The organism is Nocardioides sp. NPDC127503 (genome assembly GCF_040302165.1).
Lineage (GTDB): Bacteria > Actinomycetota > Actinomycetes > Propionibacteriales > Nocardioidaceae > Nocardioides.
This window is the reverse complement of sequence record NZ_JBEORH010000003.1, coordinates 198,034-223,906: the sequence shown is the minus strand read 5'-3', so window position 1 is coordinate 223,906 and position 25,873 is coordinate 198,034. Positions and strand designations below refer to the sequence as shown.

Below are 25,873 nucleotides of genomic sequence, written 5' to 3'. Positions count from 1 at the left end.
TCAGCCGGCGGCCGGGCCGCCGGGGAGCCCGATGCCGTCCCTGGTGACCAGCCGGTTCCAGTCCGCCACCCACTCCTGACCGAAGGTCTGCGCGACCTCCCCGGTGTAGCTGAAGCTCAGCGTGTCGAGGTCGAGCCCGGCGGCCTCGAGCGACGCGGGCTTGCTGAGGTTGGTGTTGATCGCGTCGCTCCAGGTGGCGAGGCGATAGGTCGCGGCCGGGTTCGCGAACGAGTTCTCGCCGGCGCGGTACTCGCCGCCGCCGATGATGACCGAGCGGTCGATCGCGTTGCGGGCGGGCACGTAGAGAGAGTTCGGGTTCTCCCACACGGTTGCCCGGTCGCATCCGTTGGTGGCGGCGGGCGCGTAGTCGGCCTTCTTGCAGTCATCGCCGGTCGCGGTGACGCGCGGGACGTACCAGTCGCCGATCTCCGGGAACACGATCGGCTTTCCGTCCGAGTAGCGGGCCTTGCGGTCGGTGTAGTGCCGGTGCCAGCGGGCGACGTCCTCTTCAGTGGCTGAGTACTTCTCTCCGGGTCGCACGTCGAGGAACGAGTTGTAGCGGCTCTGCACCACCCAGCCGTTGGGCACGGGCAGGCCGGTCTCGCCGTTGCGGTGGTAGAGCTGGTCGTGGCCGGTCTGGTCGACGTCGATGAACACGTTGTCCGTCGCCTTGTTGCTGTGGCCCGACTGGAAGAACACTCCCGAGTGGGCGTTCTTCACGACGTTGTGGTGGAACCGCATCCCCGAGACACCGTCGTCCATGTAGAACGCGTCGTTGGAGCCGCCGATGGTGTCGAAGAAGTTGTACGCGACCTCGTTGCCCAGATAGGTGTAGTCGCGCCCGGTGTAGACGACGCCCTGGTCGCCGGCGTTCTTCACCAGGTCGTAGAAGTGGTTGTGGTTGACGCGCATGTCGTTGCCCATGATCTGCACCGCCATGTGAGGCGCGTCGTGGACGTAGTTGTTCTCGAAGCTGTTGCCGACGCCGTACAGGTAGCCGGCAGGCGTGTAGGTCGCCAGGCGCGAGAAGCGAGCGATCTCGTTGTTGCGGGCCACGTTGTCGCCGCGCTCGAGCGTGCTGCGGTCACCGCCCCCGAGCAGGACTCCGCCGCCGCCGAGGTCGTGGAGGTAGGAGTTCTGCACGATGTTGTCGTGGCCGCCGCGTACGGTCTCGTAGTCCGGCAGCGCGGTGATGGACTCGGTGGTCTCGCCGATGCGGATCGCGTCCATGCTGACGTTGGAGATGTCGACACCGTCAATCAGCGTCTTCTCGGCGTCGAGCAGCTGGACCGCGCTGACGAGCGAGTCCGACATCGACAGATCCTCGATCCGTACGCCGGTGGTGCCCTCGAGCCGGAAGATGTTGTCGTCGAAGGCCCGCAGGGTCGCGCTCTTGCCCTCCATCGTCCCGCCCGACGGCTTGTAGTAGACGACATCGTTGCCCGCGTGGCGGTCGATGTAGTACTCACCCTCGACGTCCATCTCGGAGAGGATGTTCATCGCCTTGACCTTGGTGTAGTCGTTGCGAGGCCAGTACATCGAGGGGTACTTGGCGTACATCGTGGTGCCGCTCCAGGAGACCAGCCGCACCATGTCGTTGGCGTAGTTGTTGCCGAGGTAGCCCGAGAGCCACGCCTCGGTCTCGTACGCCGTGTTGTCGACGTCGGTGAGCTCCTGCGGGTCGGCCTGCACCGGGATGTGGGAGTAGGCGCCGAAGCCGCGGGTGCCGTGGTCGATGATCTCCGGCACGCCCTCAGGAGCCCAGCCCTGGTAGCGGTTGTTCTCGAGCAGCCGGCCACCGACCTCGTAGAGGGGAGGGGTCATCTTGCGCATCTCCTCCTGGGACCAGGTGTCGCGGTCCTCGGGGTTCGCGAGCTGCTGCTTCTTGTCCTCGAACTGCGCGCGCGGCGTCGTCCCGCTGATCCCCCAGTCGGGCTCCATCCCGAACCGGTCGCGCAGCGTCCACTGGATGAGGTCGTTGGTCGCGGGGACCTTCCACTTGCCGCCGTCGCCGTAGAGGTGGCAGCTGGAGTCGGCGCCCGTGCAGCCTTCCTGGTTGGGGAACTGCGCGAGCGTCTGCGTCCCGCCGTCGACGACGAGCTCGGGCGCGAAGGGCTGCGGCAGCCAGTTGAACCCGTTCTTGTAGAGCGTGCCGGGGTCGATGCCCTCGGCGCCGAGGTCGTAGACCCACACGCCCTCGCGCAGGGCCGCTGAGTCGAGCCGGGTGTTCGAGGAGAACTGCGGCTGGGCGAGCTCCTCCTCGGACAGGTCGGCGAGCGGCCGCCAGCCCTGGGCGTCCAGGGCGTGCGCGCCCGTGAGGCGGGCCTTCTCCCCCGCCGCGGCACGGTAGGTGACCCACGAGTGCTCGGGACCGCTCAGGTCGATCGCGTCGTCGAGGACGTACTCGCCTCCGTGCACGATCACCGTGCCCCGGTTCTCCGCTGAGGTACGTCCGGCCAGCGCGTCGCGGGCCGCTTCCACCGTGCGCAGCGGCTGGCCCTTCGTGCCTGGGTCGGCGTCGTCGCCGTCAGGGGCGACGTGGATCGTGAGGGTCGTCTCGGCCGCGGTGGCGGGCTGCGTACCGGTGACGAGGACCGTCGAACCGAGTGCTGCCAGGACCACGGCCGCCGCCGCGCGGGCGCGGCGTGTCGTGCGAGTCTGCATGTCCGTCTCCTTGAGATATGACGTATGACATGTGTCTAACATCACAGACAAGGTGCGGGCAAGCGTTTTCCAAGGTTTCCCGGCGGGCGGGAATCAGCCCACCGATCAGGCGACGCCGTAGACCCGTGCGGCCGTGCCACCCCAGACGTCGGCGCGGCCGGCGTCGTCGAGCCCGGCGAGGACCGTGTCGGCGAGGTCGATCACCTCGCCGTAGGGCGAGCGCAGCAGGCAGACCGGCCAGTCCGAACCGAACATGGTGCGCGCGGCGCCGAAGACGTCGACGACGTGTGCGGCCCAGGGAAGGACCGCGCCGATGGGCTGGTCCGGGGCGAGCTCGGTGACGAGCCCGGACAGCTTGCACGCCACGGAGTCGTGGCGGGCCAGGGCAGTGACATGTCCCGCCCACTCGTCGAAGGCGGCGGGGTCGATGACGGGCTTACCGACGTGATCGAGCACCCACCGCCCGTCGGGGACCCGCTCGACCGCGCCGACGGCGGCCGGCAGCTGGGGCTGGCGCACCAGCAGGTCGTAGACCAGGCCGGCGTCAGCGACGGCGGTGAGGCCCCGCAGTACGTCGTCACGGAGCAGCCACTCGGGATCGGGCTCGGACTGCACCAGGTGCCGGATGCCGACCAGGAGGTCTCCCCCGGGGCCCTCACGCAGTTCGGCGAGCCGGTCGGCGACGTCCGAGGCGGTGAGGTCGACCCAGCCGACGACGCCGAGGATCTCAGGCGTGGCAGCCGCCAGCGCGAGCAGCTCGGGGGTCTCCTCGGCGACCGCGACGGTCTGGACGAGGACGGTCCCGGCGATCTCGTGGTCGCGAAGATGGGGCCGGAGGTCGTCGAAGGAGAAGGAGCGCCGGATGGCCGGGAGGTCGCGCGTCCAGTCCTGGTCGCGGACCTCGAGGTCCCACACGTGGTGGTGGGCGTCGATGCGCCGGGACTCAGTCAAGGGCCCGACCGAGGGCTCAGTCAAGGTGGAAGACCTCGGTCATCGTGGACCACTGCTCGTCCTCGGTGGCGGTGGGCAGCCGCTCCTGGCACGGAGCGGTGAGCTCCCACCACCGCTGGGTCACGTCATGGGCGGCGATCGCGGCCATGTCCGCCTCGTAGTCGGTCCCGACGTACTCGAAGTAGCTGAAGAGCCAGCCGTCGCGCAGGAAGATGGAGTAGTTGCGGATGCCGCTGGCGGTCAGGCGCTCGAGCACCTCGGGCCACACAGCCGCGTGCAGCTCGACGTACTCCGCCTCCTTCTCGGGGCGCAGCCGGACCACGGAGCCGTGGCGGGTCATGGTGGGGTCCTCTCAGCAGTGGTGGGGAACGGTCAGAGGTCGTCGACGAGGACGACGTGCAGGGTGCGCGGGCCGTGGACGCCCTCGACGCGGTCGAGCTCGATGTCGCTGGTCGCCGACGGGCCGCTGATCCAGGTCTGCGGCCTCGCGGGGTCGAGCCGGGCGACGGCCTGCGGGACGCCGGCCACTACCTGGGCGGCTCCGAGCACGCACACGTGCAGGTCCGGGACGAGGGTGAGCGCTCGACGTCCCTGGCCGGGGCCGTGGTCGAGCACGACCGTGCCGGTGGCGGCGATGCCGAGCGCGGCCGCTGAAACGACCGCGTCGATCGCATCGAGCTCGGCGGCCGACTGCCCGGTGTCATCGACCGATCCGGGGACCGGCCACGGCAGGCCCGGGGGTACGACGACGCTCAAGCCTGCGACCGCCCGCGCCAGCACCTCGGCGACCTTCGCTTCGCGGCACCGGGTAACCGTGGCGCGGTAGTCCTCGACCCTCTCCACGAACCGGGCGAGCACCGTGGACCGGTCGAGGTCGTCGCCGACAGCCTGGTAGCCGCGTGGCACCTCGGCGGTCGGGTGGGGCGCGTCGCCGAGCGCCCGCCGGACTCGACCCAGGATCTCCTCACGGGTGCTCATCGGCACCTCCTTCGGTGCGGCGCCACCAGGCGCGGAAGGACTCAGTAGGCGCATCCGGCAGGTCGCGAGCCTGCGTCCAGGGGCGCGCCCCGGCGCGGCGGGCGAGCCTGACGCCGGTGCCGACGAGGCGCTCGGCGAATCCGAGCCGGCGCCCGGACGCGAGCGTCGCCCCGGCAGCCTTCATCGCCACCGCCTCGGGCTTGGGTACGCCGCCCCTGTGGGCGTCGACGACCTGCGAGCGCAGCTCGACGAGCACCGAGGGGATGTCGATGCGTACCGGGCAGGCCTCGAAGCAGGCGCCGCACAGCGTCGAGGCGTACGGCAGGGAGTCGGTCTGCTCGTCGTGGCCCACGCCCTTCAGCAGCGGGTTGAGGATGGCGCCGATCGGACCGGGATAGACCGAGCCGTACGCATGGCCACCCGTGCGCTCGTAGACCGGGCAGACGTTGAGGCAGGCCGAGCAGCGGATGCAGCGCAGCGCCTGGCGGCCAACCTCGTCGGCCAGGGCCCGGGTGCGGCCGTTGTCCAGCAGCACGACGTGCACCTCCTGCGGGCCGTCATCCGGGGTGACCCCGGACCACACCGAGGTGTAGGGGTTCATCCGCTCCCCCGTCGCCGAGCGCGGCAGGAGCTGGAGGAAGACGTCGAGGTCGTCCCAGGTCGGCACGATCTTCTCGATGCCGACAACCGAGACCAGCACCTCGGGCAGGGTCAGGCACATCCGGCCGTTGCCCTCGGACTCCACCACGACGAGGGACCCGGTCTCGGCGACCGCGAAGTTGGCGCCCGAGACACCGACCTTCGCGCGCAGGAACTTCTCGCGCAGGTGCAGGCGGGCGGCCTCCGCGAGCCGCGCGGGCTCGTCCGTGAGGTCGTCAGGAGCGGGACGGCCGACCTCACCCATCGCGGAGGCGAAGATCTCGCGGATCTCGGCGCGGTTGCGGTGGATGGCGGGGACCAGGATGTGGGAGGGGAGATCGTCGCCCAGCTGCACGATGAGCTCGGCGAGGTCGGTCTCCCAGGCGTCGATGCCGCGGGCGGCGAGCGCCTCGTTGAGTCCGATCTCCTGGGTCGCCATCGACTTCACCTTCACGACCTCGGTGGCGTCGTGCGCGGCGGCGATGTCGCCGACGATGCGGCATGCCTCGGCGGCGTCGCTCGCCCAGTGGACGGTCGCGCCGGCTTTCGTGAGCGACTCCTCGAGGCGTACCAGGTGCTCGTCGAGGTGCAGCAGCACGTTGTCCTTGATGGCCGCACCGGCCAGGCGCAGCTCCTCCCATTCCTCGACCTCGCCGACCACGGCGGCGCGCTTGGCGCGGATGGTCCCGGTGGCGTGCGCGAGGTTGCGGCGCAGCTGGGAGTCGCCGACCGCCTCGCGCGCGGCCTTCGGGAACACCGGCATCCCGACGAACGTGCCGGTCACGAGGCGACCACCGGGGCAGCAACCGAGGCAGGCTCGGTCTGGGCGAGAACGTCGGCCAGGTGCATGACGCGTACGCCGGCGCGCTGCCGGGAGAGCAGGCCTCCGACATGGGTCAGGCAGGACCGGTCACCGGCGACCAGCACCTCGGCCCCGGTCTCGCGTACATGCCGGGCCTTGTCAGAGCCCATGGCCACCGACGTGTCGGAGTTCTTCATCGCAAAGGTGCCGCCGAACCCGCAGCACTCGGTCGCGCCGGGCAGGTCCACCAGGTCGATCCCCCGGACGTGCTGGAGCAGCCGCAGCGGCCGGTCGCCGACCCCGAGCATCCGCAGCGAGTGGCAGGTCGGGTGGTAGGTGACCCGGTGCGGGAAGTAGGCACCGACGTCCTCGACGCCGAGCACGTCCACGAGGAACTCGCTGAGCTCGTAGACGCGCCGGGACGTCTCGCGGGCGGCCGCCCGCAGACCGTCGTCGCCGCTGCGGCGCGCGACGAGGTCGTGCTGATGGCGGGCCGAGCCGGCGCACGAGCCGGACGGCGTCACGACGGCGTCGTACCCCTCGAAGGCGCGGACGAAGGTGCGCAGCACCGGCACCGCCTCGTCGAGGTAGCCGGTGTTGACCATCGGCTGGCCGCAGCAGGTCTGGGCCTCGGGGAAGTCCACCTCGACGCCGAGGCGGCGGAGGAGCCGGACGACGTTGCGCCCGGTGCCGGGGAACAGGGCATCGTTGATGCAGGTGACCATGAGGGCTACGCGCACGACGGCACCAGCTCCTGGCCGGCCAGGTCGGCCCACAGCGCCTCGGGGACCGTGGCTGCCAGACGCTCGAGGTTCTGCCTGATCTGCTCGGGCCGCCCCGCGCCCGCCACGACCGATACGACCCGCGGGTCCCGCAACGGATAGTGCAGCGCAGCGGTGGCGATCTCGACCCCGTGCGCCTCGCACACCTCGCCGATCCGCAGCGCGCGTTCGAGGATGTCCTCCGGCACCTCGCCGTAGTTGTACATGGCGCCCCTGCGCGGGGTGGTGGCGAGCAGGCCGCTGGAGAACACGGCCGCCGCGACGATCCTGGTGCCGTGCCGGTCGCACGCCTCGAGCAGGCCGTCGGCGACGGACTGATCCAGGAGCGTGTAGCGGTTGGCGACCATGACCACGTCGGCGAGGCCGGTCTCGACCGTCGCGGTCAACGCCTCGACCGACAGGGAGCCGGTCCCGATCGCATCGACCATCCCCTCCTCGCGGAGCTTCGCCAGACCGGTGAGCGCGGTCTCGACGGCCGCCGGGTCACCGGACAGCTCGGGGTCGTGCACGTAGAGGATGTCGACCCGGTCGAGGCCGAGCCGGGCCAGCGACTCCTCCAGGCTGCGGCGTACGCCGTCGGCCGAGTAGTCCAGGACCCGGTGCGAACTTGCTGGGACCGCGAAGCCCATGTCGTCCTGGGACTCCCCGTCCCAGGACGGGTTGGGCCGCACGAGCCTGCCCACCTTGGTCGAGATGACGAACTCCGACCGCGGACGCGTCGCCAGGAACCGCCCGATCCTCTCCTCCGACAGCCCCAGCCCGTAATGGGGCGCGGTGTCGAAGTGACGTACGCCTGCCTGCCAGGCCGCGTCGAGCGTGGCGTAGCAGTCCTCGTCGGTGCGCGGCCGGAACAGGTTGCCCATCGGTGCACAGCCGAGTCCGAACAGCGGGATCTCCATCCGCCCTCCTCAACCTCTGACTCCACGGTCGTCCGACCGCCACATCGAGGCTAGACATCTGATGTTTAGACTGTCAATATGCATTCGGTGCCTCATTTGGCGCTTCCAGACCACCATAGATCCGATTAATCAACGTTGGAGGCCACACCATGAAGTTCGCCCGCCTGGGACCCGCAGGTGAGGAGCTGCCCGTCGTCGTGCTCGACGACGAGGTGCGCAGCCTGGCCGGTCTCACCAACGACATCGACGGAGCCTTCTGGGCCTCCGACGGACCGGCGCGAGCCGCCGCTGCCCTCGCCGCGGGGGATCTCCCGCTCGTCGAAGACGCCGACACGCTCCGCGTCGGTGCCCCGATCACCCAGCCCGGCGCGATCGTCTGCATCGGCATGAACTACGCCGCACATGCCGCCGAGTCCGGCGCGGAGCCGCCCACGGTGCCGGTGATCTTCTTCAAGGCCCCCAACACGATCGCCGGGCCGAACGACACCGTCACGATCCCGCGCAACAGCACCAAGACCGACTGGGAGGTGGAGCTCGGCGTGGTGATCGGAAAGCGCGCGTCGTACCTCGACTCCCCCGACCAGAGCCTGGAGCACGTCGCGGGCTTCGTGGTCGCCAACGACCTCTCCGAGCGCGAGTTCCAGCTCGAGATCTCCGGGGGCCAGTGGAGCAAGGGCAAGATCGCCCCCGGCTTCAGCCCGATCGGCCCGTGGGTCGTGACACCCGACGAGGTGGAGCACCAGAAGCTCGGCATGCGGTCCTTCGTCAACGGCGAGCCGCGCCAGGACTCCGTGACCGCCGACCAGATCTTCGACGTCGCGGCTGTGATCCACCACCTCAGCCAGTTCATGGTTCTCGACCCGGGCGACCTCATCATGACCGGGACCCCGGAGGGCGTCGCGCTCTCCGGCCGGTTCGCCTACATCCAGCCCGGCGACGTCGTCGAGATCGAGATCGACGGACTCGGCCGCCAGCGCCAGGAGTACGTCGCCTACGGGACGCAGTCATGAGCAGCCAGGGAACGCCCGAGCTCGACGGGCTCGTCGCCCTCGTCACCGGTGGCGCGTCCGGCATCGGCGCCGCCGTCGTCGAGGTCCTGCTGGAGCGGGGCGCCCAGGTCGCGGCCCTCGATCTCGACCCCGACGGCATCAACCCCAAGGCCCTCGGCATCCGCGCCGACGTCACCGACGACGCGAGCATCCGGGCGGCGGTGGAACAGGCGATCGCCACCTTCGGCCGCCTCGACATCGTGGTCAACAACGCCGGCATCGGTGCTCAGGGCACCGTCGAGGACAACCCTGACGAGCAGTGGCACGCGGTCTTCGACGTCAACGTCCTCGGTGCCGTACGAGTCTCGCGCGCCGCGCTCCCCCACCTGCGGCGCTCCTCTGCCGCGGCGATCGTGAACGTGGCCTCGGTGGCCGCGACCACGGGCATCCAGCAGCGGGCCGTCTACTCCGCGAGCAAGGGCGCGGTGCAGTCCCTGACGCTCGCCATGGCCGCGGACCACCTCCGGGAGGGCATCCGGGTGAACTGCGTGAACCCCGGCACCGCGGCGACCCCGTGGGTGCAGCGCCTGCTCGACTCGGCCGAGGATCCCGAGGCCGAGCGTGCCGCCCTGGACGCTCGGCAGCCGCACGGCCGGCTGGTCAGCGCGGACGAGGTCGCCCTCGCGGTCGCCTACCTGGCCGGCCCTTCTTCGGGGTCGACCGCCGGAGTGGCCCTGGCAGTCGACGGCGGCATGGCAACGTTACGGTTGCGACCGACCGAGTGAGAGGACCAGGATCCCGATGGCGCTGACCGACGAGGCGATCGAGAAGATCAAGGAGATGATCCTCGACGGCAGGCTGAAGCCTGGCGACCGTCTCCCGCGCGAGGCCGACCTGTCCGTGCAGCTCGGCATCTCCCGCAGCTCCCTGCGAGAGGCGGTGCGCGCGCTCTCGATGATGCGCATCCTCGACGTACGCCAGGGTGACGGAACCTACGTCACCAGCCTGACGCCGGAGATCCTGCTGGAGACGATGGGCTTCGTCATCGACTTCCACCAGGACTCCAGCGTCCTGGACCTCTTCGAGGTACGACGGGCGCTGGAGCCGCTGGCGGCCGAGAAGGCGGCCCTGCTGATGCTCCCGGACGAGTCCGCCGAACTGCTCGCGCTGGTCGACTCCGTCACTCCGGAGACGGCGTTGGAGGAGGTCGTCGCCAACGACCTGGAGTTCCACCACCGCATCGCCCGCGCCTCCGGGAACACCGTGCTGTGCTCGTTCATCGACGGCGTCGCCAACCGCACCCAGCGGGCCCGGATCTGGCGTGGCGTGACCCAGCAGGACTCCTTCGACCAGACGCAGCGCGAGCACCGAGGCATCGCCCTGGCCATCGCGGACCGACAGCCGAGCATCGCCGCCGCGCTGTCCCTGGCCCACGTCGCGGGCATCGAGAACTGGATCCGCCGCAGCCTCGCCGAGGACCGGGAGGAGGAGTGAGCACGCCGAACCAGGGCCGGCTGCACGTCTCCTTCCGGCCGAGCGACCGCGCCCGCCAAGCGCTGGACGGACTGCCCGGGCCGGTGACCTGCGCTGCGGAGCCGTCCGGGCAGGACCGCTCGGAGCTGCTGTCGGACGTACGCGGGGCCGCCGCGCTCGTCTGCCTGCTCACCGACCGCGTCGATGCCGAGCTGCTCGACGCGGCCGGTCCGTCGCTGCGCGTCGTCGCCAACATGGCGGTCGGTCACGACAACATCGATGTCGCCGCCTGCACCGCTCGCGGCATCACCGTGACCAACACGCCGGGCGTGCTCGACGAGGCGACCGCCGACCTCGCCTTCGCGCTGCTGCTCGCCACCTCCCGTCGCGTGGTGGAGGCCGATGCATTCGTACGCAGCGGCGGCGAGCCCTGGTCCTGGCGGCCGGACCTCTTCGTGGGCCTCGACGTCAGCAGCGGCGCCACCTTGGGCATCGTCGGCCTGGGCCGGATCGGCCTGGCCATGGCGCGGCGCGCCCGCGCCTTCGACATGCGCATCGTCGCGACCCCGTCCCGCTCCGCCGGCGAGGAGGCGGCGCGCCTGGGCATCGAGACCCTGCCGCTGCCCGACCTCCTGGTCACCTCGGACGTCGTGTCGCTGCACTGCCCGCTGACCCCTGACACCCGGCATCTCATCGGCGCCAAGGAGCTACGGCTGATGGGACCGGGCTCGGTGCTCGTCAACACCGCTCGCGGCCCGATCGTCGACGAGGCCGCCCTGGCGACCGCGCTCGCCGACGGCACGATCGGCGCCGCCGGGCTGGACGTCTTCGAGAACGAGCCGGCCGTCCATCCCGACCTGCTGGCACTCCCCAACGTCGTCCTGCTGCCGCACATCGGCAGCGCCGGCCGTGCCACCCGCGACCGGATGGCGATGCTCGCGATCGACAACGCCCGCGCCGTGCTCGCCGGCGAGCCCGCGCCGACTCCGGTCCACCCGTAGACAGACTCAGGCCGGCCGCGGTCCACCCGCGGCCGGCCTGAGATGGTCCTACCGCGGAACCACGGTGTAGGTGCTGCCGCGCCGAGTGTCGAACTCGACGACGCCCTCCTCCGGGCGGGAGACGTCCGTCCCGGTCACCTTGACCGGCTGCTGCGTACGCAGCCGGAGCCGGTTGCCGAGCAGCGACCGGATCCGCGCCACCTCGACCTTGCCGTCAGCCCACTGCAGATCGACCTCGAAGCCCCCGCGGGCGCGCAGGCCACGGACCTTCCCCTCCGGCCATGCTGCCGGCAGCGCCGGAAGGAGGAAGACCTCACCGGAGTGGCTCTGCATGATCATCTCCGTGATCCCGGAGACGCCACCGAAGTTCCCGTCGATCTGGAAGGGCGGGTGCAGGTCGAAGAGGTTGGGAGCCGTCCGGGAGGGATGGAGCATGTGCCCCACCTCCTTGTAGGCGTTCTCCGCCTCGAGCAGCCGCGCGCGGATGTTCATCTTCCACGCCAGCGACCAGCCCGTGGTGATCGCCGGGCCGCGCAGCTCGAGCGCCTTGCGGACGCCGTCGGCCAGCTCAGGCGTACGCAACGGGGTGATCTGGTCTGAGGGGAAGATGCCCCACAGGTGGGAGACGTGACGGCTCCGCTCCAGTGCCGCATCCTCCCAGTCGATCAGCCACTCCTGCAGCTGGCCCAGGTAGCCGATCTGGTTGGGCGGCAGCTGATCCCGCATCGCCACCGCCTTCTCGACGAGCGGGTCGTACTTGCCGAGCGCCTCAGCGGCCTTCTCGAACGCGGTGAACAGGTCGCGCAGGATCTGGCAGTCCATCGTCGGGCCGGCGCAGATGCTGACCCCCTCGTCGTCCTGCTCGTGGTGCTTGATCTCCGGCGAGTGCGACGGGCAGGTGACCATGTAGCCGGACTGCTCGTCGCGCACCATCGTCTCGAGGAAGAACTCGACGGCTCCGCGCAGGGTCGGGAAGTGCTCGGCGAGGTTCGCCTTGTCGCCGGTGTACTCGTAGCGCTCCCAGAACAGCAGCGACAGCCAGGCGCCGCCCATCGGCCAGACTCCGTAGTAGGCGAAGTCGACCGGTGCAGTCCCCCTCCAGCCGTCGGTGTTGTGGTGGGCGACCCAGCCCTTGTCCGACCCCCACATCTTCTTGGCGGTGTTCCGCCCGACCTCCGCGAGCTCCTCGGTCATCGCGAACATCGGGTCCCAGCATTCCGCGAGGTTGGCCGGGCCCGCGGGCCAGTAGTTCATCTGGGCGTTGATGTTGAGGGTGTACTTCGACTGCCACTCGGGCTGCATCTTGTAGTTCCACAGGCCCTGCAGGTTGGCCGGCTGCCCTGGGGTCCGGGAGGACGAGATCAGCAGGTAGCGCCCGAACTGGAACCACAGCGCCGCCAGCTGCGGGTCGCCGCCGGCCCGGAACCCCGCCACCCGCTCATCGGTCGGCTTCTCGATCGCGGCGGAGGTGCCCAGGTCGATGTCGACCCGGCCGAAGAGCGACTGATAGTCGCGCACGTGCGCCGACCGCAGCTGCCCGTAGCCTCGCCCAGTTGCTGCCTCAAGCGGCTTCGTCGCTCGGCCGATGTGGTCGGCGTTCACGTCGGCGTAGTTGCGGTAGCTGGTCGCCATCGAGAGCAGCAGGGTCACCGATGTGGCGTTGCGTACCCGAAGGTGGGCGCCCTGGCACTGGACGGTTCCGTCCTCGGTCTCGGCGCGGACGAGGCTGACGAAGCGGACGGCACCTTCCATCCCTTCCGTGGGCCCGCTGATGCCCTCCAGCGCGAGCGTTCGCGCGTCGTGGGGACGTACGTCGCTCTGCTGCGGTGACTCGAAGGTGGCGTTGAACGAGACCTTCTCGGCCTGGTCCGCGGTGAGGTGGACGACCATCACCTGGTCCGCGTGGCTGACGAACGCCTCGCGGCGGTAGCGGACGCCGCCGACCTCGAACTCCGAGATCGCCGTCGCCGACCGCAGGTCGAGCGAGCGCCGGTACGTCACCGGCTCGCCCTCGATGCCGAGGAACTCGAGCAGCAGGTCGCCCACCGGCTGGTAGAAGGCCTGCTCGCTGGGTCGCCCGAGGAACTCCTCGTCGGCCAGACGCTGGGCACCCACCCAGTTCTCCTCGAAGATCATCCGACGAATCTCGGGGAGCACCTCCGCCCCACGCGGTGGGTCGTAGCTGTGCGGGTGGCCGGCCCACACCGAGTCCTCGTTCAGCATCAGCTTCTCGCTGGCCACACCGCCGAAGACCATCGCGCCCATCCGGCCGTTGCCGATCGCCAGCGCCTGCAGCCACTCCGCGGCGGGCTGGCGGTACCAGAGCTCCAGCGGGTTGGTCTCCGGCTCATCGTCGGCGGCCGCGGCCGCCTCGGCGACGACCGGCTGCACCAGGGCGCCGCCCGCCAGCGCCGAGGCGGCCTGCAGCACCCGTCGTCTCGTGAAGTCCACCATCAGCTTCCTCCTGACTCACGCCCCAGGTGGGGCAAACATCGGTTGTTTCAATGTAATAGACATCACACGTCATGTCGATGCTTGCCGAGATTTGGGCTCGTGATGGCCGATATAGGCCGAGCGGTGACAGCCAGAACGGACAAATGATCTGATCTCTGAGGATCAGAGCGCGTTCCGAGCGGACGCCTCCGCCGCTGCCAGCCGCTGGTCGTCGAGCTGATAGAAGCGCCGCGCGCTGCCGGCGTAGATCTCCTCGCGCTCGCCGCTCGACAGGCCCGCCAACGCGTCCCGGAGCCCGGCGAAGACCCGCTCGTAGCCACCGGCGGCAGTGGAGATCGGCCAGTCTCCGCCGTACATCAGCCGGCTCGGGCCGAACACCTCGACCGCCCGGTCGACGAAGGGCTGGATGCCGGCAACGGTCCAGTCGTCCGGGGCCGCACCCGGATAGAGACCCGAAATCTTGCCGAACACCTTCGGGTTCTCTGCCGCCCGCTCGATGAGGCTCCACCACGGCTCCCGCTCGGCCTCGCCGATCGGTGGTTTGGAGAGGTGGTCGATCACGATCCGCAGGTCCGGGTGGCGTTCGGAGAGCGTCGCGACGTGCTCGAGGTGGCGCGGCAGCACCGAGACGTGGTCGTAGGTGAGCCCGAGACGTTCCAGCAGCCGCAATCCCTCGGCGACGTCCGGACGGAGGATCCAGTCGGGGTCGGGGATGTTGTGGATGAGGTTGCGTACGCCGACCACCCGGTCGTCTCCGCGCAGCGACTCGAGCCGTTCGGCGGCCAGGTCCGGCTGGTCCAGCGGCACGTAGACGACGATCCCCACCACCTCGGGATGTCGGTCGGCGACCTCGATCATCAGGTCGGTGTCCCCGTCGTGGTCGTCGGACTGGACCAGCACGGTCGCGTCCACTCCCTGCGCCCGCAGCTGCGGCTGGACCTCGTCGAAGGTGAACGTGCGGTTGTACTCGGGCACGTCGGGGCCGAGCCACGGGTAGGGCGAGCGGGCGAGGTCCCAGACGTGCTGGTGGCTGTCGATGATCATCCGAGGCCTCACCGGGTCGCCCAGTAGCTGCCGTCCGGATAGGCGTACGTCGCCACCGACGCGGGGTGCATCTCCGCGCTGTAGCCGGGCCTGGACGGCAGCCGGTAGGCGCCGTTCTCGACGATGCAGGGGTCGGTGAAGTGCTCGTGGAGATGGTCCACGAACTCGGTGACCCGGTCCTCGAGCGTGCCTGAGACGGCGACGTAGTCGAAGACGGAGAGGTGCTGGACGAGCTCGCACAGGCCAACTCCGCCGGCATGAGGACAGACCGGCACATCGAACTTCCTCGCCATCAGATAGACGGAGAGGATCTCGTTGATGCTGGCCAACCGCGCGGAGTCGAGCTGGCAGAAGTCGATGGCCTCCGCCTGGAACATCTGCTTGAAGAGCACCCGGTTCATGCCGTGCTCACCGGTGGCCACCCCGATCGGGGCCACCGCCTTGCGTACGGCGGCGTGGCCGAGGATGTCGTCGGGACTGGTCGGCTCCTCGATCCACCACGGCTCGAAGCGCGCCAGCGCGTTGACCCACTCGATGGCCTGCGGCACGTCCCAGACCTGGTTGGCGTCGATCATCAGCTTCGCGTCCCAGCCGATCACCTCCCGCGCGATCTCGCAGCGCCGGATGTCGTCCTCCAGGTTCGCGCCGACCTTCAGCTTGATGTGCGTGTAGCCGGAGTCGACGGCTTCGGCGGCCAGCCTGCGCAGCTTGTCGTCGGAGTAGCCCAGCCAGCCGGCGGACGTGGTGTAGCAGGGGTAGCCGGTCGACTCGAGGTGACGGATCCGCTCCTCACGGTGAGGGACGCTGGCGCGGAGGATGTCCAGGGCCTCCTCCCGGGTGAGGGCGTCGCTGAGGTAGGTCAGGTCTGCGACGTCGACGAGCTCCTCGGGGGTCATGTCGGCCAGCAGACGCCACAGCGGCTTGCCGGCCTTGCGGGCAGCCAGGTCCCAGACCGCGTTCATCACCGCGGCGAGGGCCAGGTGCTCGACCCCCTTGTTCGGGCCTAGCCAGCGCAGCTGGGAGTCCGAGGCGAGATCCCGGTAGACCCCGCCCAGGTCACCGACCACGTCGCCGACCTCTCGCCCGACCAGGGGCTCACCGCGGCGCTGCGCGGCCAGGGTGCAGATGTCGTTGCCGCGCCCGATGGTGAAGGTGAAACCGAAGCCGGACAGCTCCGGGTCGTCGGTGCTCACCACGACGTACGTGGCCGAGTAGTCACCGTCCTTGTTCATGGCGTCGGACCCGTCCATCGACACGGAGGTCGGGAAGCGGACATCGGTGACATCGACGGCGGTGATACGGGTCACGAGGGATCCTCCTGTGGGGATGGGTGGCGCTTGTTCACGAGGTAGAGGTGGGTCAGCACCAGCACCGTCTCGCCACGCTGATTGGTGACGGTGACGAGCTCGTGGACGTAGCCGAGCTCGTCCGGCTTCTTCCGGTGCTGCGCCGTCTCGGTGATCTCGGCGGTGACGGTGATGGTGTCGCCGATGAACACCGGACCGATGAACCGGATCCGGTCGTAGCCGTAGGACATGGACTGTGGGTTGATGTCGGTGGCCGTCATTCCGACCGCCACCGCGAGGATCAGCGTCCCGTGTGCGATCCGCTGACCCGCCGGCTGGGTGGCCATCCACTCCGCATCCATGTGGTGCGGGAAGAAGTCGCCCGTCTGACCGGCGTGCAGGACGATGTCGGCCTCGGTGATCGTGCGGCCCAGGGTGGCCCGGGACTCCCCGACCGCGTAGTCCTCGAACCAGCGCTCCTCGACTCTCATCGGGATGCTCCTTCCTCGACGCCGTGCGCGTCAGCCACCATGAGCAGGCGCTCGGCGAGCTCGCCGGCCCGGCGGACCAGCTCGGCGTCGGTCATCCGGCCGGCCAGCGCCTCCGTCACCCACGGAGAGACGGTGTCCTGGAACTCCAGGTAGCCGGCGGTACGCGGCCGCACCCACGCGCCCTCGAGGGTCGCCCGGGTGCCACGGAAGAAGTCCCAGGAGTCTTCGTTGAGCCGATCGTCGTCCCACGACGACGCGTAGCCGGGCTGGCCACCGGCGTCGTAGTAGATGCCCGACTGGATCTCCGGCGAGGCGACCCACAGTGCGTACGCGCGGGCGGCGTCCAGATCTCTCGACCGGGCCGAGACCGCCACGCCGGCACCCCCGAGCTGCGAGCCGGCCACCCCTCGGGGACCGGAGGGCATGTCGACGTACTTGAGGCGATGTGGCCGGAACCCGGCCCGGGAGTAGTTGCTGTAGCCGTACATCAGCGGTGCGTAGGCCCACGGCTCGGTGGTGTCAGCGGCGAGCGCCTCGGCGACCTCGATCGGGTTCGCGTCCAAGCACCACGACGGCACCTGCTCGCAGAGCCGATGCATGAGGTCGAGGATGCTCAGCGCATCCTCCTCGGCCAGGAAGCTCCCAGGCTCGGCGTTGACCGGCGTCCCTCGGTTGGCCGCCAGGGTGCACAGGGTCGAGTAGGCATCGATGGGCTTACAGGGCCAGAGCACCCGGCCGCCGGTGGCGAGGTCGAGCACCTCCTCCCACGTGCGGGGCGGAGCCGGCAGCCGGTCCGGGCGGTACGCAGCCACCTGGGCGGCGGCGTCCGTGGCCAGGCCGTACTGGCGCCCGCCATGGCGGTACGACGCGTGGCTGCTGCCCACGGCATCGGCGGCCAAGTCGGCCAGCTCGTCGTCGTGTCCTGCACCGTCCAGGGGCGCGAGTACGCCTTCCGCGACGGCCAGGGGCACGTGCGGGTGGTCGATGACCAGGAGGTCGAAGCGCTCCGCCAGCTCAGCCAGCGGGGCGTCGGCGAAGGCCTGCAGGGAGCGGTACTCCCAGCGCACCTCGACCCCGGTCCGGCGTGCGTACTCCCGAGAGGCCGCCACCTGGCAGTCGTAGCCACGCGGGTGCTCCCAGGTCATGCCGTGCAGGACGGTCATCGATCCCCCTCGAGGTCGTGCTCGCCCAGGCGTGGAGCCGGACGCGGGTTGGTCAGCCGCTCCCCGTCGATGCGGATCGGGCTGCGGGTGGTCGTCAGGGAGAGGCCGTCACGACGGATCTGCTGGGTCATCGCGATGGCCTCGAAGCCCTTGTGCTCCACCAGCTCGGAGAGGGTGAGCACCGGGGCACACCACACGTCCTCGGCGTCCAGGACGGCCAGCCAGGCGTCCCGGGTGTCGCTCCGGAGACGGTCGCCGATCGCCTCCTCGATCTCCGACTGCCGGTCCCACCAGGTCTGCGGATCGGTCATCGCCTCCAGCTCGGGGAGCCCGAGCAGCCGCCCGATGGTGGGCACGGGGTTCATCGCGATGGCGAGGTAGCCGTCGCTCGTCGGGTAGATGCCGTAGGGAGCGGAGAGGAAGGCGTGGGCGGACCGGGGGCCCTTGCGGCGGACCTCGACCGACGGGTCGTTGAGCCGCGTGGTCAGCAGCTCGAACTCCAGGTCCAGCAGGGACTCCATCAGGCTCGTCTCCGTCAGCCCGCCCTTCCCGGTCCGGAACCGTCGGACCAGCAGGGCGGTGATGCCCTGGGCGAGGTGACAGCTGGCGAGGTGGTCGGCCACCGCCAGCCCGACGGGGACCGGCGGGTCGTCGGCCGACCCGTTGAGCCAGGGCAGCCCGGCGATCGCTTGGGCGAGCAGGTCCTGTCCCGGGCGGTCCTGGAACGGGCCGACGCCGCCGTACCCGGTCACGCTGCCGTAGACGATGGCGGGGTTGAGCGCCCGGACGGAGTCGTAGTCGAGACCGATCCGCTCCATCACGCCGGGGCGGAAGTTCTGGACGATCACGTCGGCCTCCGCGACCAGTCCGCGTACGCGCTCGAGGTCGGCGGGATCCTTCAGATCGGCCGCCACGCTCTCCTTGTTCCGGTTCATCGCGTGGAAGGAGAGGCTGTCGCCGTTCACCGTCCGTCCGGCGAAGGCCAGACTCCGGCCTGCGTCTCCCCCGGCGGGTCGCTCGATCTTGATGACCCGGGCGCCGAGGTCGGCGAGCCTCAACGCCGCCACCGGACCGGCCAGGAACTGGCTGAAGTCCAGGACCGTGACGCCCTCAAGTGGCAGGTCGGAGGCGCGGAGGCGGGTGCCACTCATCGGCGTTCCTTTCAGATGATCACTGGTCATAAGCCGGCGGCTCTCCACCGCGGGATGCGTCCGTGTACGCCGCCTCGACGACCGCCATGGTGCGGAAGACGTCCTCGACCCCGGTGGGCAGAGACGGGATCGACCCCTCGAGAAAGCGTTGGACCACGGCCATGGAGCCGATGAAGGCGTCGGGGAACCAGGAACCCTCGAACGGCACCGGTCGCCAGCCGGCGTCGAGCCGATCGTCGGTGACCACCTCGAGCGAGTCCTCACCACCGCGCGGGTAGTCCAGCAGCAGGCCGAGCTGTGCGCGGATGGCGCCGCGGGTGCCCTCCCACTTCACGAAGGCCTCTTCGTGCCGGGGTCCGTAGTGGTGGTCGTGGTTGGTGGAGACGACGACCCTGATCGGTCGGTCCCCGTAGCTCAGCGCGATGTCGGAGCGGGAGTTGGCGTGAGACTTCTCGGGGTGGCGCACGGTGACGGCGTGGACGCCGGTCGGGTCCCCCAGGAAGGAACGCACCAGATCCAGGTAGTGGACGCTGTGCATGTTGATCTCGAGCCGGTCCAGGTCGAGCACGTAGGGAAACATCTCCCACGGGGTCCGCACCGAGACCCGGACCTCCAGGTCGTAGAGCTCCCCGATCGCGCCCGCGGCGATGAGCTCGCGGGCAGCGACGACGTACGGCGCGAAGCGGAGCTGGGTGTTGACCGCCGCCACCAGCCCCTTGCGCCGGCACACCTCGCGGATGCGGACTCCCTCGGCCAGGTGGTTTCCCAACGGCTTCTGCAGCAGGACCGCTGCACCGTCCGGCAGCTGCTCGAGGACCTCGACGTGCGCCTCGGGCGGAAGCGCGACGTCGTAGACCGCGTCGGCCGGAGCCGACCGGACCGCGTCCGCGACGCTCTCGCACACGGCCTGGATGCCATACCGTTCGGCGAGATCCTGCGCCCGCTCGGGGACGAGGTCGGTGATGCTGGCGACCTCGAACCCCGCTTTCGCGTACGCCGGCAGGTGAGCGTCACGGACGATCCCGCCGGCGCCCACGAGCACGATCGGACGCGGGCTCTTCGGCATCTCGGACGAGTAGCCAGTGTGCGGGTCGAACTCCGGTGGCGGATGCGGGGCCATCAGCCCTTCACCGCCCCCATCGTCTCGCCCCGCATCAGGAACTTCTGCGCGCCGAGGAAGACGATCAACAGCGGGAGCATGGAGATGAAGGTCGCCAGCGCCAGCTGCGGCATGTAGAGCTTCACGTCCAGCCCGGCGGCGACTGTCGGATTGAACAGCGGACTGGCGCCGATCAGCTGCTGCAACCCGACGGGGAGGGTCTGGTTGTTCTGGTTGGAGGAGAGCAGCGCCAGCGGCAGGAAGAAGTTGATCCAGTTGGCGACGAAGGCGAAGAAACCGACCAGCACCGCTGCCTGGCGGGAGATCGGGAGCGCCACCCGCCAGAAGATCGCCACCTCGCTGAGACCGTCGATCCGGGCTGCCTCGACGAGCTCCTGGGGCATGGTCGTCATGAAGTGGATGTAGGCCAGGTAGACCCCGAACGGGAAGAAGCCCATGATCAGCCCCACCGGCCAGAGCTGGCCGACCGCGCCGATGGCGTTCACCTCGAGGAAGATCGGGATGACCAGCACGGTGTTCGGCATCACCATCGTGATCAGGGTGATCAGGAGGACGGCCCGGCGGGCGCGGAACCGGAGCCGGGCCAGCGCGTATCCGGCCGGCAGAGCGGCGAAGACCGCCAGCAGCGCGCCACCGCCGGCGACGGCGAGCGTGTTCATCAGCCAGCGGGTGTACAGGCCCCCGCCGTCGGGTCCGAACCCGTTGACCTGGGACCAGCTGTACTGCGCGTTGTCCCACGACATGTCGCCGAAGCCGAACGGGCCGCCGGCACCGGATGCGACACCCTCGTTGGACCGGAACGCCATCGCGATGAAGCCGGTGATCGGCAGGACGAACAGGCAGGCGACGAACAGCATCGTCACGACGCGTGCGGTCTTGCCGACGCTCCAGTCGAACATGCCTGGCTTCTTTCCGGCCTCCCGGCGCTCGGCCACGGTGGTCTGGCTCATCGGTGCTCCTCCTCGCCGAACAGCCCGGTTCGGAAGACGACCAGCAGGCCGATGCCCAGCGTGATCACGAGCAGGATCAGCGACATCGCGGCGGCTGCGGGGAAGTTGTAGCTGCTGAAGGCGAAGGCGTACCCCAGCTGGGTGGGGGTCCAATGATCGTCCAGAGCGTTGCTGGCGACCTGGTCGAGAAGCTGTGGCTCGAGGAACAGCTGGAACCCGTAGGCGAGGTTCATCAGCACGGCGTACCCGATCCACGGCCGGATGATCGGCAGCTTGACGTGCCAGGCCAGCCGCCATTCGTTGGCGCCATCCAGCCGCGCCGCCTCGAGCGTCTCCTCGGAGATCCCGTTGAGGCCGCCGTTGACCACGATGACCCACTGACCGACACCCTGGAAGAACATCATCGCGGCCAGGATGAACGGCAGATTCCCAGGTCCGGCGACCGCCTGCTTGATGGTGTCGACGCCCAGCGCCTGCCAGAATCCCTCGATCGGGGACTGGCTCGGGTTGAGGAGGTAGACCCAGAGCACGAGGTTCGCGACGCCTGCCAGGGCCCCGGGGATGTAGTAGATGAAGCGCATCGACGACCCGAACCATCCGGGGCTGGCATGGACCAGCAGAGCCAACCCGACGATGCCGATCGTCATGATCGGAAGCCAGACGACCAGGGTCGCGAAGATGTTGACGAACGTGTCGACGAACCGGTAGTCGGTGACGACGGTCCTGAAGCTGTCCACACCCCCGAAGCCCCCGGTCGGGTCGAGCGGCGTCGGCGCCTTCTCCAGGGATGTCTTGATCGCGTACGCGACGGGGATGATGCCCGCGATCATCAGCAGGACGAGGTAGGGCGCCATCAGCACCCAGGCGCCGCGCGTCTCGCTGGGCCGCGCGACGCGTCGTCGGGGACGGCGCCTCGAGCCCACCTCGGGCGGCGAGGTCGCGACGTCCTCCATCAAGGCGGTCGACATGTTGCTCCTCCGATGTGTCCGGGATGGTGCTCCCTCGGCCCGGAGGTTCCGGGCCGAAGGAGCTCGTGCGCGGCCGGGTTATTCGACCGTGTAGCCCATCGCCTTCGCCTGGCTGACCAGCTCGTCCCCGAAGGATGTCCAGGCCTGGTCGACGTCGCCGCCTGAGGCAAGGGCGGCGGCCACGGTCTCGGTCCACACCGCTCCGGTGTTGTAGAGCATGTAGGCGTGGCCGTCGACGACGTAGTCGTTGGCCTTCTTCATCGCCTCGAACGTGGTCTCGTTGTCGGCGAAGTAGTTGGCCTTGGCCTGCTTCTCCGCCCACGCGTCCTGCACGGGACCGTACGCCGGCAGGCCGGTGGAGAGCTCGACCTGCCACCTCGGGTCGGTGGCGACGAACTCGGCGAAGATCAGCGTGTTCTCGAGCTGCTTGCCCGTGATGTGGTTCGAGACGCCCCAGAGGCCGCCGCCCTCGTTGCCGGTGGAGGGCTCGCTCTCGCCGTCCCAGGCCAGGGGTTCCACGGCGGTCATCTGACCGGCCGGGATCTTCCAGGTCTGGTTGAAGAGGTAGTCGCCCCACCATGCAGCGCCGGGGCTCATGACCAGGTCTTTGCCGACCTTGGCCGCGTCCGGGTCGAAGATGCCGACGGTGGAGACTGCCTTGCCCTCCAGCATCGTGCCGATCAGGTCCACCGCGCGGGTGCACTTGGCGTCGGAGGTGTCGATGTGGACGACGGTCTCGGACTGCCGGTCGTTGGTGGGACAGCCCGACCCCCACAGGTAGCGGTCCGGGGCGTACGCGTCACCGGTGAAGCCGCTGATCTTGCCGGGGTGCTCCTTGGCGATCCGTACGGCCAGGTCGCCGTACTCCTCCCAGGTGGTCGGCGCCTCGTAGCCGTTGGCGTCGAAGAAGGCCTTGTTGTACCAGAACACGTCGGGTGCCGCGTCGTTGCGCAGGCACCGGACCTGGCCGTCGATCTCGCAGGCGGCGTTGATCGAACCCTCGTAGCCGTCGAGCACCTCGGGCAGGTGGTCGGTCAGGTCGAGCGTGTAGTCGATCTGCGCACCGGAGGCCCAGGCGATGTCGTCGTTGGAGGGGAAGAAGATGGCGTCCGGCCACCCCTGTCCGGCCTCGTTGAACTGGGCGAACTGCTGCTGGAGGGACTTGCCTCCGACGGTCCCGTCGATCTGGTTGATCTTGATGTCGATGTCGGGGTACGCCTTCTTGAAGGCGTTCGCCGCAGGCACTCGCGGCGGGTCGACCCAGACGGTGATCGCGCCACCGGAGTCCGTCTTCTCGCCCGCGGCATCATCTCCTCCGCCGGAGCCACAGGCACCCAGGACCGAGGCGGCCAGCAGGGTCACGGCGGCCACCAGGGCCGCCCGGTGACGTGAACCGAGTGGGTTTCGCTTCATGGACATGGCTCCTTCGACGATGTGTCCCGAGCGGGTGCAGTGTGACGCAGGCCACTGCTCAAACGTTAGAGCAGATCACTGGGACTGGTCAATCGTTTGAGTAGATCTTCCTTCGGGCGGGGAGGCGAGAGGCCCAGTGACCGCCGATTCCGGGCGCGCGGACGCACGCCCCAGCCGAGGGCGTGCTCTTCCGGCCGAGTTCTCAGACGTCCCGGCGCGGTGGCGCCGTGGACTCCCGCACGATGAGCTCCGGGGCGGGGTCGGTGATCATCTCGTCGGCCATCTCACCGGTCTCGATGCGGCGGACCACCCTGCGTACGGCCGCGCGGCCCATGTCGTAGAACTGCATCTTGACCGCGGTCAGCGGCGGCCAGGTGTTCTCGGCGGTCCAGGAGTCGTGCACGGTGGCCACGGACAGGTCCTCAGGAACACGGATCCCGTCGGCTCGAGCGGCAGCGAGGAGACCGATCGCGGCGTTGACGTTGGCGACCACGATCCCGGTGGGCCTCGGCTCGCGCTCCATCAGTCGCCGCAGGGCCGTACGGCCGTTGTCGGCGGTGTAGCCGACCCGGGTCTCGTACCCCTGAAAGATCGGCAGGCCCGCCTCGACGAGGGCCTCCTTGTAGCCCACCCGCCGCCGCTTCGCGGTGAACGAGCGGGGAAGGCCGTTGGCGAAGGCGATCCTCTCGTGGCCGAGGTCGATCAGGTGCTGGGTGGCGATCCGGGCACCGGTGCGGTCATCGAGGGCGACCGAGCCGGCGTGTCCCGGGTAGGTGGAGTTGATCAGCACGATCGGAGCGCCCGAGGCCAGCAGCTCGCCCATCCCGGCCGGCGCGACGCCGTCGCCCACTTGGATGACCATGCCGTCCACGCGTCCCTCGCCGATGAGCCGGGCGATCATCTCGCCTTCGGGACGTACGTCGTCGGCGCGGCCGAGCAGGAGGGTGTAGCCCTTCGCGGCGGCCTCGTCCTCGGCGCCGTGCATGAGCTCGGTGAACAGGGCGTTGGTCAGGTCGGGCACCACCAGACCGACCACCTGGGTTCGCGCCGACTTCAGGGCGCGACCGGCGAAGTTGGGGCGGTACTGCAGGTCCCTCGCCGCCTTGACGATCCGTTCGCGGGTCGCCTCGCTCACCCGGGCCGACGGCGCGTCGCTGAGCACCCGCGAGACAGCGGAGATCGAGACGCCGGCAAGGGCTGCGACATCGCCGAGGGTGGCCATGGGCCGCAGCCTAGCTCTGCCCGGCAGCGGCGGCTTGGGACCCGGCGGCTCCGGCGTGGCAGCAGCCGGTTGGCCGTCACCGGCCATGCGGATCGCCTCCGAGCGGGTCGGCTCCGTCGCGCAGGCTGCCGTGCTCGCCGAGCTGCGGTGCGCCGCGTCGATGGCGGAGGATCTCGCCGTCGACGCGGATGGGGCTCCGTGTGGTCCTCAGGGTCACAGGCGTTCCGCCCGGCTCCACGGCCGAGCGCTCGACCTCCTGTGTCATCTCCAGCGCGGCGAACTCCGGTGAGGCGAGCAGCTCCTCGAGGGTGAGCACCGGCGCGATCCATTCGCTCGGCCGATCCTGGGCAGGCAGCGCGGCCAGCCAAGCGGCCGTGGTGTCGCGGCCCAGAGCGGCGGCGATCAGGTCGCTCACCCGTTCGGTCTCCTTCTCGCACGACCCGGTGGCCGCGAGCTGGGCCAGCTCGGGGTCGCCCAGCGCCGTCGCGAGCTCGTCGAGGGGCGCTCCTGCCAGGGCGACGAAGCCGTCCTTGGTGGCGAAGATCCCGGTGGGTGTCCAGGCGGACGTCGGACGGGTCGAGCCCGCCAGGTTCTCGCCCTCGGGGCGGGTCAGAAGCGTGGCCTGCAGGTCCAGCATGCCCTCGAGCAGGCTGGTCTCGACGAGCCCGCCCCGACCGGTCCTGGCCCGACGTACGAGCAGTGCGGTCACGCCTTCGGCGAGGTGGCAGCTCATCAGGTGGTCCGCGAGGGAGAGCCCGACCGTCATCGGCCGGTCCGCACCGGCGAGCCAGGTCACCCCGGACACCGCCTGAGCCAGGAGGTCCTGACCGGGTCGGGTCGCCCAGGGGCCGATGTCGCCGTAGCCCGAGGCGCTCGCGTAGACCAGCGCAGGGTTGAGCTCACGCACGCTCGCGTAGTCGAGGCCGATACGCTCCATGACCCCCGGCCGGAAGTTCTCGATGATCACGTCGGCGCGGGCAACGAGGTCCTTCACCCGAGCCAGGTCAGCCGGGTCCTTGAGGTCGGCGACCACGGCTTCCTTGTTGCGGTTCATGGCGTGGAACGAGAGCGTGTCCCCCGCTGCCGAGCGGCCTGCGAACGCGAGCGTACGGCCGATCTCGCCGGTGTGCGGCCGCTCGACCTTGATCACCCGCGCACCCAGGTCCGCCAGCCGAAGTGCGGCGACGGGGCCCGCCAGGAACTGACTGAAGTCCAGGACGACGGTCCCGGCGAGAGGCAGATCCTCCGGTTGCATCGCCACTCCCCCATCGCGCGATCAATCGTTTGCGCAATAGTACGGCTCCGCCCACTCGGAGACAAGCAGCGCCGAGGCGTCACCTAGGTCGGCCGAGGCGTCACCTACGCCGGCCGAGTTGGCAGGGCGCTGCCCACTCGGCCGACGCGGCTGACCTCTCGGCCGACGCGGCTGACGC

The 25,873-nt window shown here is 69.8% G+C and carries 23 protein-coding genes; 4 read left to right on the top strand and 19 right to left on the bottom strand.

The annotated features are described in order from the left end of the window. The 7 genes from ABTW65_RS08150 to ABTW65_RS08120 all read right to left on the bottom strand — a co-directional run bounded on the left by ABTW65_RS08150 (position 1) and on the right by ABTW65_RS08120 (position 7,715). Positions 1–2,664, bottom strand: coding sequence for a right-handed parallel beta-helix repeat-containing protein (locus ABTW65_RS08150; protein ID WP_350659490.1), 2,664 nt, complete (start codon positions 2,662–2,664; stop codon positions 1–3). Positions 2,665–2,769: 105 nt separating this feature from the next. Next, on the bottom strand, positions 2,770–3,615 hold the full coding sequence (locus tag ABTW65_RS08145) for an amidohydrolase family protein (RefSeq protein ID WP_350659489.1): 846 nt from the start codon (positions 3,613–3,615) through the stop codon (positions 2,770–2,772). Positions 3,616–3,631: 16 nt separating this feature from the next. Then, entirely contained in the window at positions 3,632–3,955 is a 324-nt protein-coding gene (locus ABTW65_RS08140) for an L-rhamnose mutarotase (protein ID WP_350659488.1), read from the bottom strand. A 32-nt stretch (positions 3,956–3,987) separates the two neighbouring features. Then, positions 3,988–4,593 (bottom strand): LutC/YkgG family protein, encoded by a 606-nt coding sequence (locus ABTW65_RS08135; protein ID WP_350659486.1) that lies wholly within the window; start codon positions 4,591–4,593, stop codon positions 3,988–3,990. Beyond that, positions 4,580–6,016, bottom strand: coding sequence for a LutB/LldF family L-lactate oxidation iron-sulfur protein (locus ABTW65_RS08130; protein WP_350659485.1), 1,437 nt, complete (start codon positions 6,014–6,016; stop codon positions 4,580–4,582). Before ABTW65_RS08130 ends, ABTW65_RS08135 begins: the two co-directional genes overlap by 14 nt. After that, a complete protein-coding gene (locus ABTW65_RS08125) occupies positions 6,013–6,759 on the bottom strand; it encodes a (Fe-S)-binding protein (protein WP_350659897.1) in 747 nt (248 codons plus the stop codon). The genes ABTW65_RS08130 and ABTW65_RS08125 overlap by 4 nt, the downstream gene beginning before the upstream one ends. A 5-nt stretch (positions 6,760–6,764) precedes the next feature. Then, positions 6,765–7,715, bottom strand: coding sequence for an aldo/keto reductase (locus ABTW65_RS08120; protein ID WP_350659483.1), 951 nt, complete (start codon positions 7,713–7,715; stop codon positions 6,765–6,767). 149 nt (positions 7,716–7,864) lie between these two features. On the opposite strand from ABTW65_RS08120, the gene ABTW65_RS08115 reads away from it, so the two are divergent. Genes ABTW65_RS08115 through ABTW65_RS08100 form a run of 4 tightly spaced genes read left to right on the top strand, consistent with a single transcriptional unit; the run spans position 7,865 to position 11,178 of the window. Beyond that, positions 7,865–8,725: a fumarylacetoacetate hydrolase family protein gene (locus ABTW65_RS08115; RefSeq protein WP_350659482.1), complete on the top strand. Its 861-nt coding sequence runs from the start codon at positions 7,865–7,867 to the stop codon at positions 8,723–8,725. Next, complete coding sequence (locus ABTW65_RS08110; protein ID WP_350659481.1) at positions 8,722–9,489, top strand: SDR family NAD(P)-dependent oxidoreductase; 768 nt, start codon at positions 8,722–8,724, stop codon at positions 9,487–9,489. Before ABTW65_RS08115 ends, ABTW65_RS08110 begins: the two co-directional genes overlap by 4 nt. 16 nt (positions 9,490–9,505) lie before the next feature. Next, the gene (locus ABTW65_RS08105) at positions 9,506–10,198 is read left to right on the top strand and encodes a FadR/GntR family transcriptional regulator (protein ID WP_350659480.1); all 693 of its coding nucleotides are present in this window, start codon (positions 9,506–9,508) and stop codon (positions 10,196–10,198) included. Continuing rightward, positions 10,195–11,178: a 2-hydroxyacid dehydrogenase gene (locus ABTW65_RS08100; RefSeq protein WP_350659479.1), complete on the top strand. Its 984-nt coding sequence runs from the start codon at positions 10,195–10,197 to the stop codon at positions 11,176–11,178. The genes ABTW65_RS08105 and ABTW65_RS08100 overlap by 4 nt, the downstream gene beginning before the upstream one ends. Positions 11,179–11,226: 48 nt before the next feature. On the opposite strand, the gene ABTW65_RS08095 is transcribed toward ABTW65_RS08100, so the two are convergent. The 12 genes from ABTW65_RS08095 to ABTW65_RS08040 all read right to left on the bottom strand — a co-directional run bounded on the left by ABTW65_RS08095 (position 11,227) and on the right by ABTW65_RS08040 (position 25,695). Then, entirely contained in the window at positions 11,227–13,632 is a 2,406-nt protein-coding gene (locus tag ABTW65_RS08095; protein WP_350659478.1) for a glycoside hydrolase family 95 protein, read from the bottom strand. 162 nt (positions 13,633–13,794) lie between these two features. Next, a complete protein-coding gene (locus tag ABTW65_RS08090; RefSeq protein ID WP_350659477.1) occupies positions 13,795–14,676 on the bottom strand; it encodes an amidohydrolase family protein in 882 nt (293 codons plus the stop codon). A gap of 8 nt (positions 14,677–14,684) precedes the next feature. Then, complete coding sequence (locus ABTW65_RS08085) at positions 14,685–15,983, bottom strand: L-fuconate dehydratase (RefSeq protein ID WP_350659476.1); 1,299 nt, start codon at positions 15,981–15,983, stop codon at positions 14,685–14,687. Beyond that, positions 15,980–16,453 (bottom strand): MaoC family dehydratase, encoded by a 474-nt coding sequence (locus ABTW65_RS08080; protein WP_350659475.1) that lies wholly within the window; start codon positions 16,451–16,453, stop codon positions 15,980–15,982. The genes ABTW65_RS08085 and ABTW65_RS08080 overlap by 4 nt, the downstream gene beginning before the upstream one ends. Beyond that, positions 16,450–17,616 (bottom strand): extracellular solute-binding protein, encoded by a 1,167-nt coding sequence (locus tag ABTW65_RS08075; RefSeq protein WP_350659474.1) that lies wholly within the window; start codon positions 17,614–17,616, stop codon positions 16,450–16,452. The genes ABTW65_RS08080 and ABTW65_RS08075 overlap by 4 nt, the downstream gene beginning before the upstream one ends. Beyond that, the gene (locus ABTW65_RS08070) at positions 17,613–18,767 is read right to left on the bottom strand and encodes a CaiB/BaiF CoA transferase family protein (RefSeq protein WP_350659473.1); all 1,155 of its coding nucleotides are present in this window, start codon (positions 18,765–18,767) and stop codon (positions 17,613–17,615) included. The genes ABTW65_RS08075 and ABTW65_RS08070 overlap by 4 nt, the downstream gene beginning before the upstream one ends. Before the next feature lie 19 nt (positions 18,768–18,786). Continuing rightward, the gene (locus tag ABTW65_RS08065) at positions 18,787–19,887 is read right to left on the bottom strand and encodes a Gfo/Idh/MocA family protein (RefSeq protein WP_350659472.1); all 1,101 of its coding nucleotides are present in this window, start codon (positions 19,885–19,887) and stop codon (positions 18,787–18,789) included. Beyond that, positions 19,887–20,837 carry a carbohydrate ABC transporter permease gene (locus ABTW65_RS08060; RefSeq protein WP_350659471.1) on the bottom strand — a complete coding sequence of 317 codons (951 nt, stop codon included), beginning with the start codon at positions 20,835–20,837 and terminating at the stop codon, positions 19,887–19,889. The genes ABTW65_RS08065 and ABTW65_RS08060 overlap by 1 nt, the downstream gene beginning before the upstream one ends. Next, positions 20,834–21,805, bottom strand: coding sequence for a carbohydrate ABC transporter permease (locus tag ABTW65_RS08055; RefSeq protein ID WP_350659468.1), 972 nt, complete (start codon positions 21,803–21,805; stop codon positions 20,834–20,836). The genes ABTW65_RS08060 and ABTW65_RS08055 overlap by 4 nt, the downstream gene beginning before the upstream one ends. Before the next feature lie 78 nt (positions 21,806–21,883). Further along, complete coding sequence (locus tag ABTW65_RS08050) at positions 21,884–23,218, bottom strand: ABC transporter substrate-binding protein (protein WP_350659466.1); 1,335 nt, start codon at positions 23,216–23,218, stop codon at positions 21,884–21,886. Positions 23,219–23,420: 202 nt separating this feature from the next. Then, entirely contained in the window at positions 23,421–24,440 is a 1,020-nt protein-coding gene (locus tag ABTW65_RS08045) for a LacI family DNA-binding transcriptional regulator (RefSeq protein ID WP_350659465.1), read from the bottom strand. 76 nt (positions 24,441–24,516) lie between these two features. After that, positions 24,517–25,695, bottom strand: coding sequence for a CaiB/BaiF CoA transferase family protein (locus tag ABTW65_RS08040; protein WP_350659464.1), 1,179 nt, complete (start codon positions 25,693–25,695; stop codon positions 24,517–24,519). Between the last annotated feature and the right edge of the window lie 178 nt (positions 25,696–25,873).

Excerpts from the sequence above, each read along its gene's own strand:
- ABTW65_RS08045 (WP_350659465.1), bottom strand. The coding sequence starts at position 24,440 with ATGGCCACCCTCGGCGATGTCGCAGCCCTTGCCGGCGTCTCGATCTCC.
- ABTW65_RS08150 (WP_350659490.1), bottom strand. The coding sequence starts at position 2,664 with ATGCAGACTCGCACGACACGCCGCGCCCGCGCGGCGGCGGCCGTGGTC.
- ABTW65_RS08040 (WP_350659464.1), bottom strand. The coding sequence starts at position 25,695 with ATGCAACCGGAGGATCTGCCTCTCGCCGGGACCGTCGTCCTGGACTTC.
- ABTW65_RS08060 (WP_350659471.1), bottom strand. The coding sequence starts at position 20,837 with ATGAGCCAGACCACCGTGGCCGAGCGCCGGGAGGCCGGAAAGAAGCCA.
- ABTW65_RS08050 (WP_350659466.1), bottom strand. The coding sequence starts at position 23,218 with ATGAAGCGAAACCCACTCGGTTCACGTCACCGGGCGGCCCTGGTGGCC.
- ABTW65_RS08110 (WP_350659481.1), top strand. The coding sequence starts at position 8,722 with ATGAGCAGCCAGGGAACGCCCGAGCTCGACGGGCTCGTCGCCCTCGTC.
- ABTW65_RS08065 (WP_350659472.1), bottom strand. The coding sequence starts at position 19,887 with ATGGCCCCGCATCCGCCACCGGAGTTCGACCCGCACACTGGCTACTCG.
- ABTW65_RS08070 (WP_350659473.1), bottom strand. The coding sequence starts at position 18,767 with ATGAGTGGCACCCGCCTCCGCGCCTCCGACCTGCCACTTGAGGGCGTC.
- ABTW65_RS08105 (WP_350659480.1), top strand. The coding sequence starts at position 9,506 with ATGGCGCTGACCGACGAGGCGATCGAGAAGATCAAGGAGATGATCCTC.
- ABTW65_RS08135 (WP_350659486.1), bottom strand. The coding sequence starts at position 4,593 with ATGAGCACCCGTGAGGAGATCCTGGGTCGAGTCCGGCGGGCGCTCGGC.
- ABTW65_RS08095 (WP_350659478.1), bottom strand. The coding sequence starts at position 13,632 with ATGGTGGACTTCACGAGACGACGGGTGCTGCAGGCCGCCTCGGCGCTG.
- ABTW65_RS08055 (WP_350659468.1), bottom strand. The coding sequence starts at position 21,805 with ATGTCGACCGCCTTGATGGAGGACGTCGCGACCTCGCCGCCCGAGGTG.
- ABTW65_RS08140 (WP_350659488.1), bottom strand. The coding sequence starts at position 3,955 with ATGACCCGCCACGGCTCCGTGGTCCGGCTGCGCCCCGAGAAGGAGGCG.
- ABTW65_RS08090 (WP_350659477.1), bottom strand. The coding sequence starts at position 14,676 with ATGATCATCGACAGCCACCAGCACGTCTGGGACCTCGCCCGCTCGCCC.
- ABTW65_RS08115 (WP_350659482.1), top strand. The coding sequence starts at position 7,865 with ATGAAGTTCGCCCGCCTGGGACCCGCAGGTGAGGAGCTGCCCGTCGTC.
- ABTW65_RS08125 (WP_350659897.1), bottom strand. The coding sequence starts at position 6,759 with ATGGTCACCTGCATCAACGATGCCCTGTTCCCCGGCACCGGGCGCAAC.
- ABTW65_RS08075 (WP_350659474.1), bottom strand. The coding sequence starts at position 17,616 with ATGACCGTCCTGCACGGCATGACCTGGGAGCACCCGCGTGGCTACGAC.
- ABTW65_RS08120 (WP_350659483.1), bottom strand. The coding sequence starts at position 7,715 with ATGGAGATCCCGCTGTTCGGACTCGGCTGTGCACCGATGGGCAACCTG.
- ABTW65_RS08080 (WP_350659475.1), bottom strand. The coding sequence starts at position 16,453 with ATGAGAGTCGAGGAGCGCTGGTTCGAGGACTACGCGGTCGGGGAGTCC.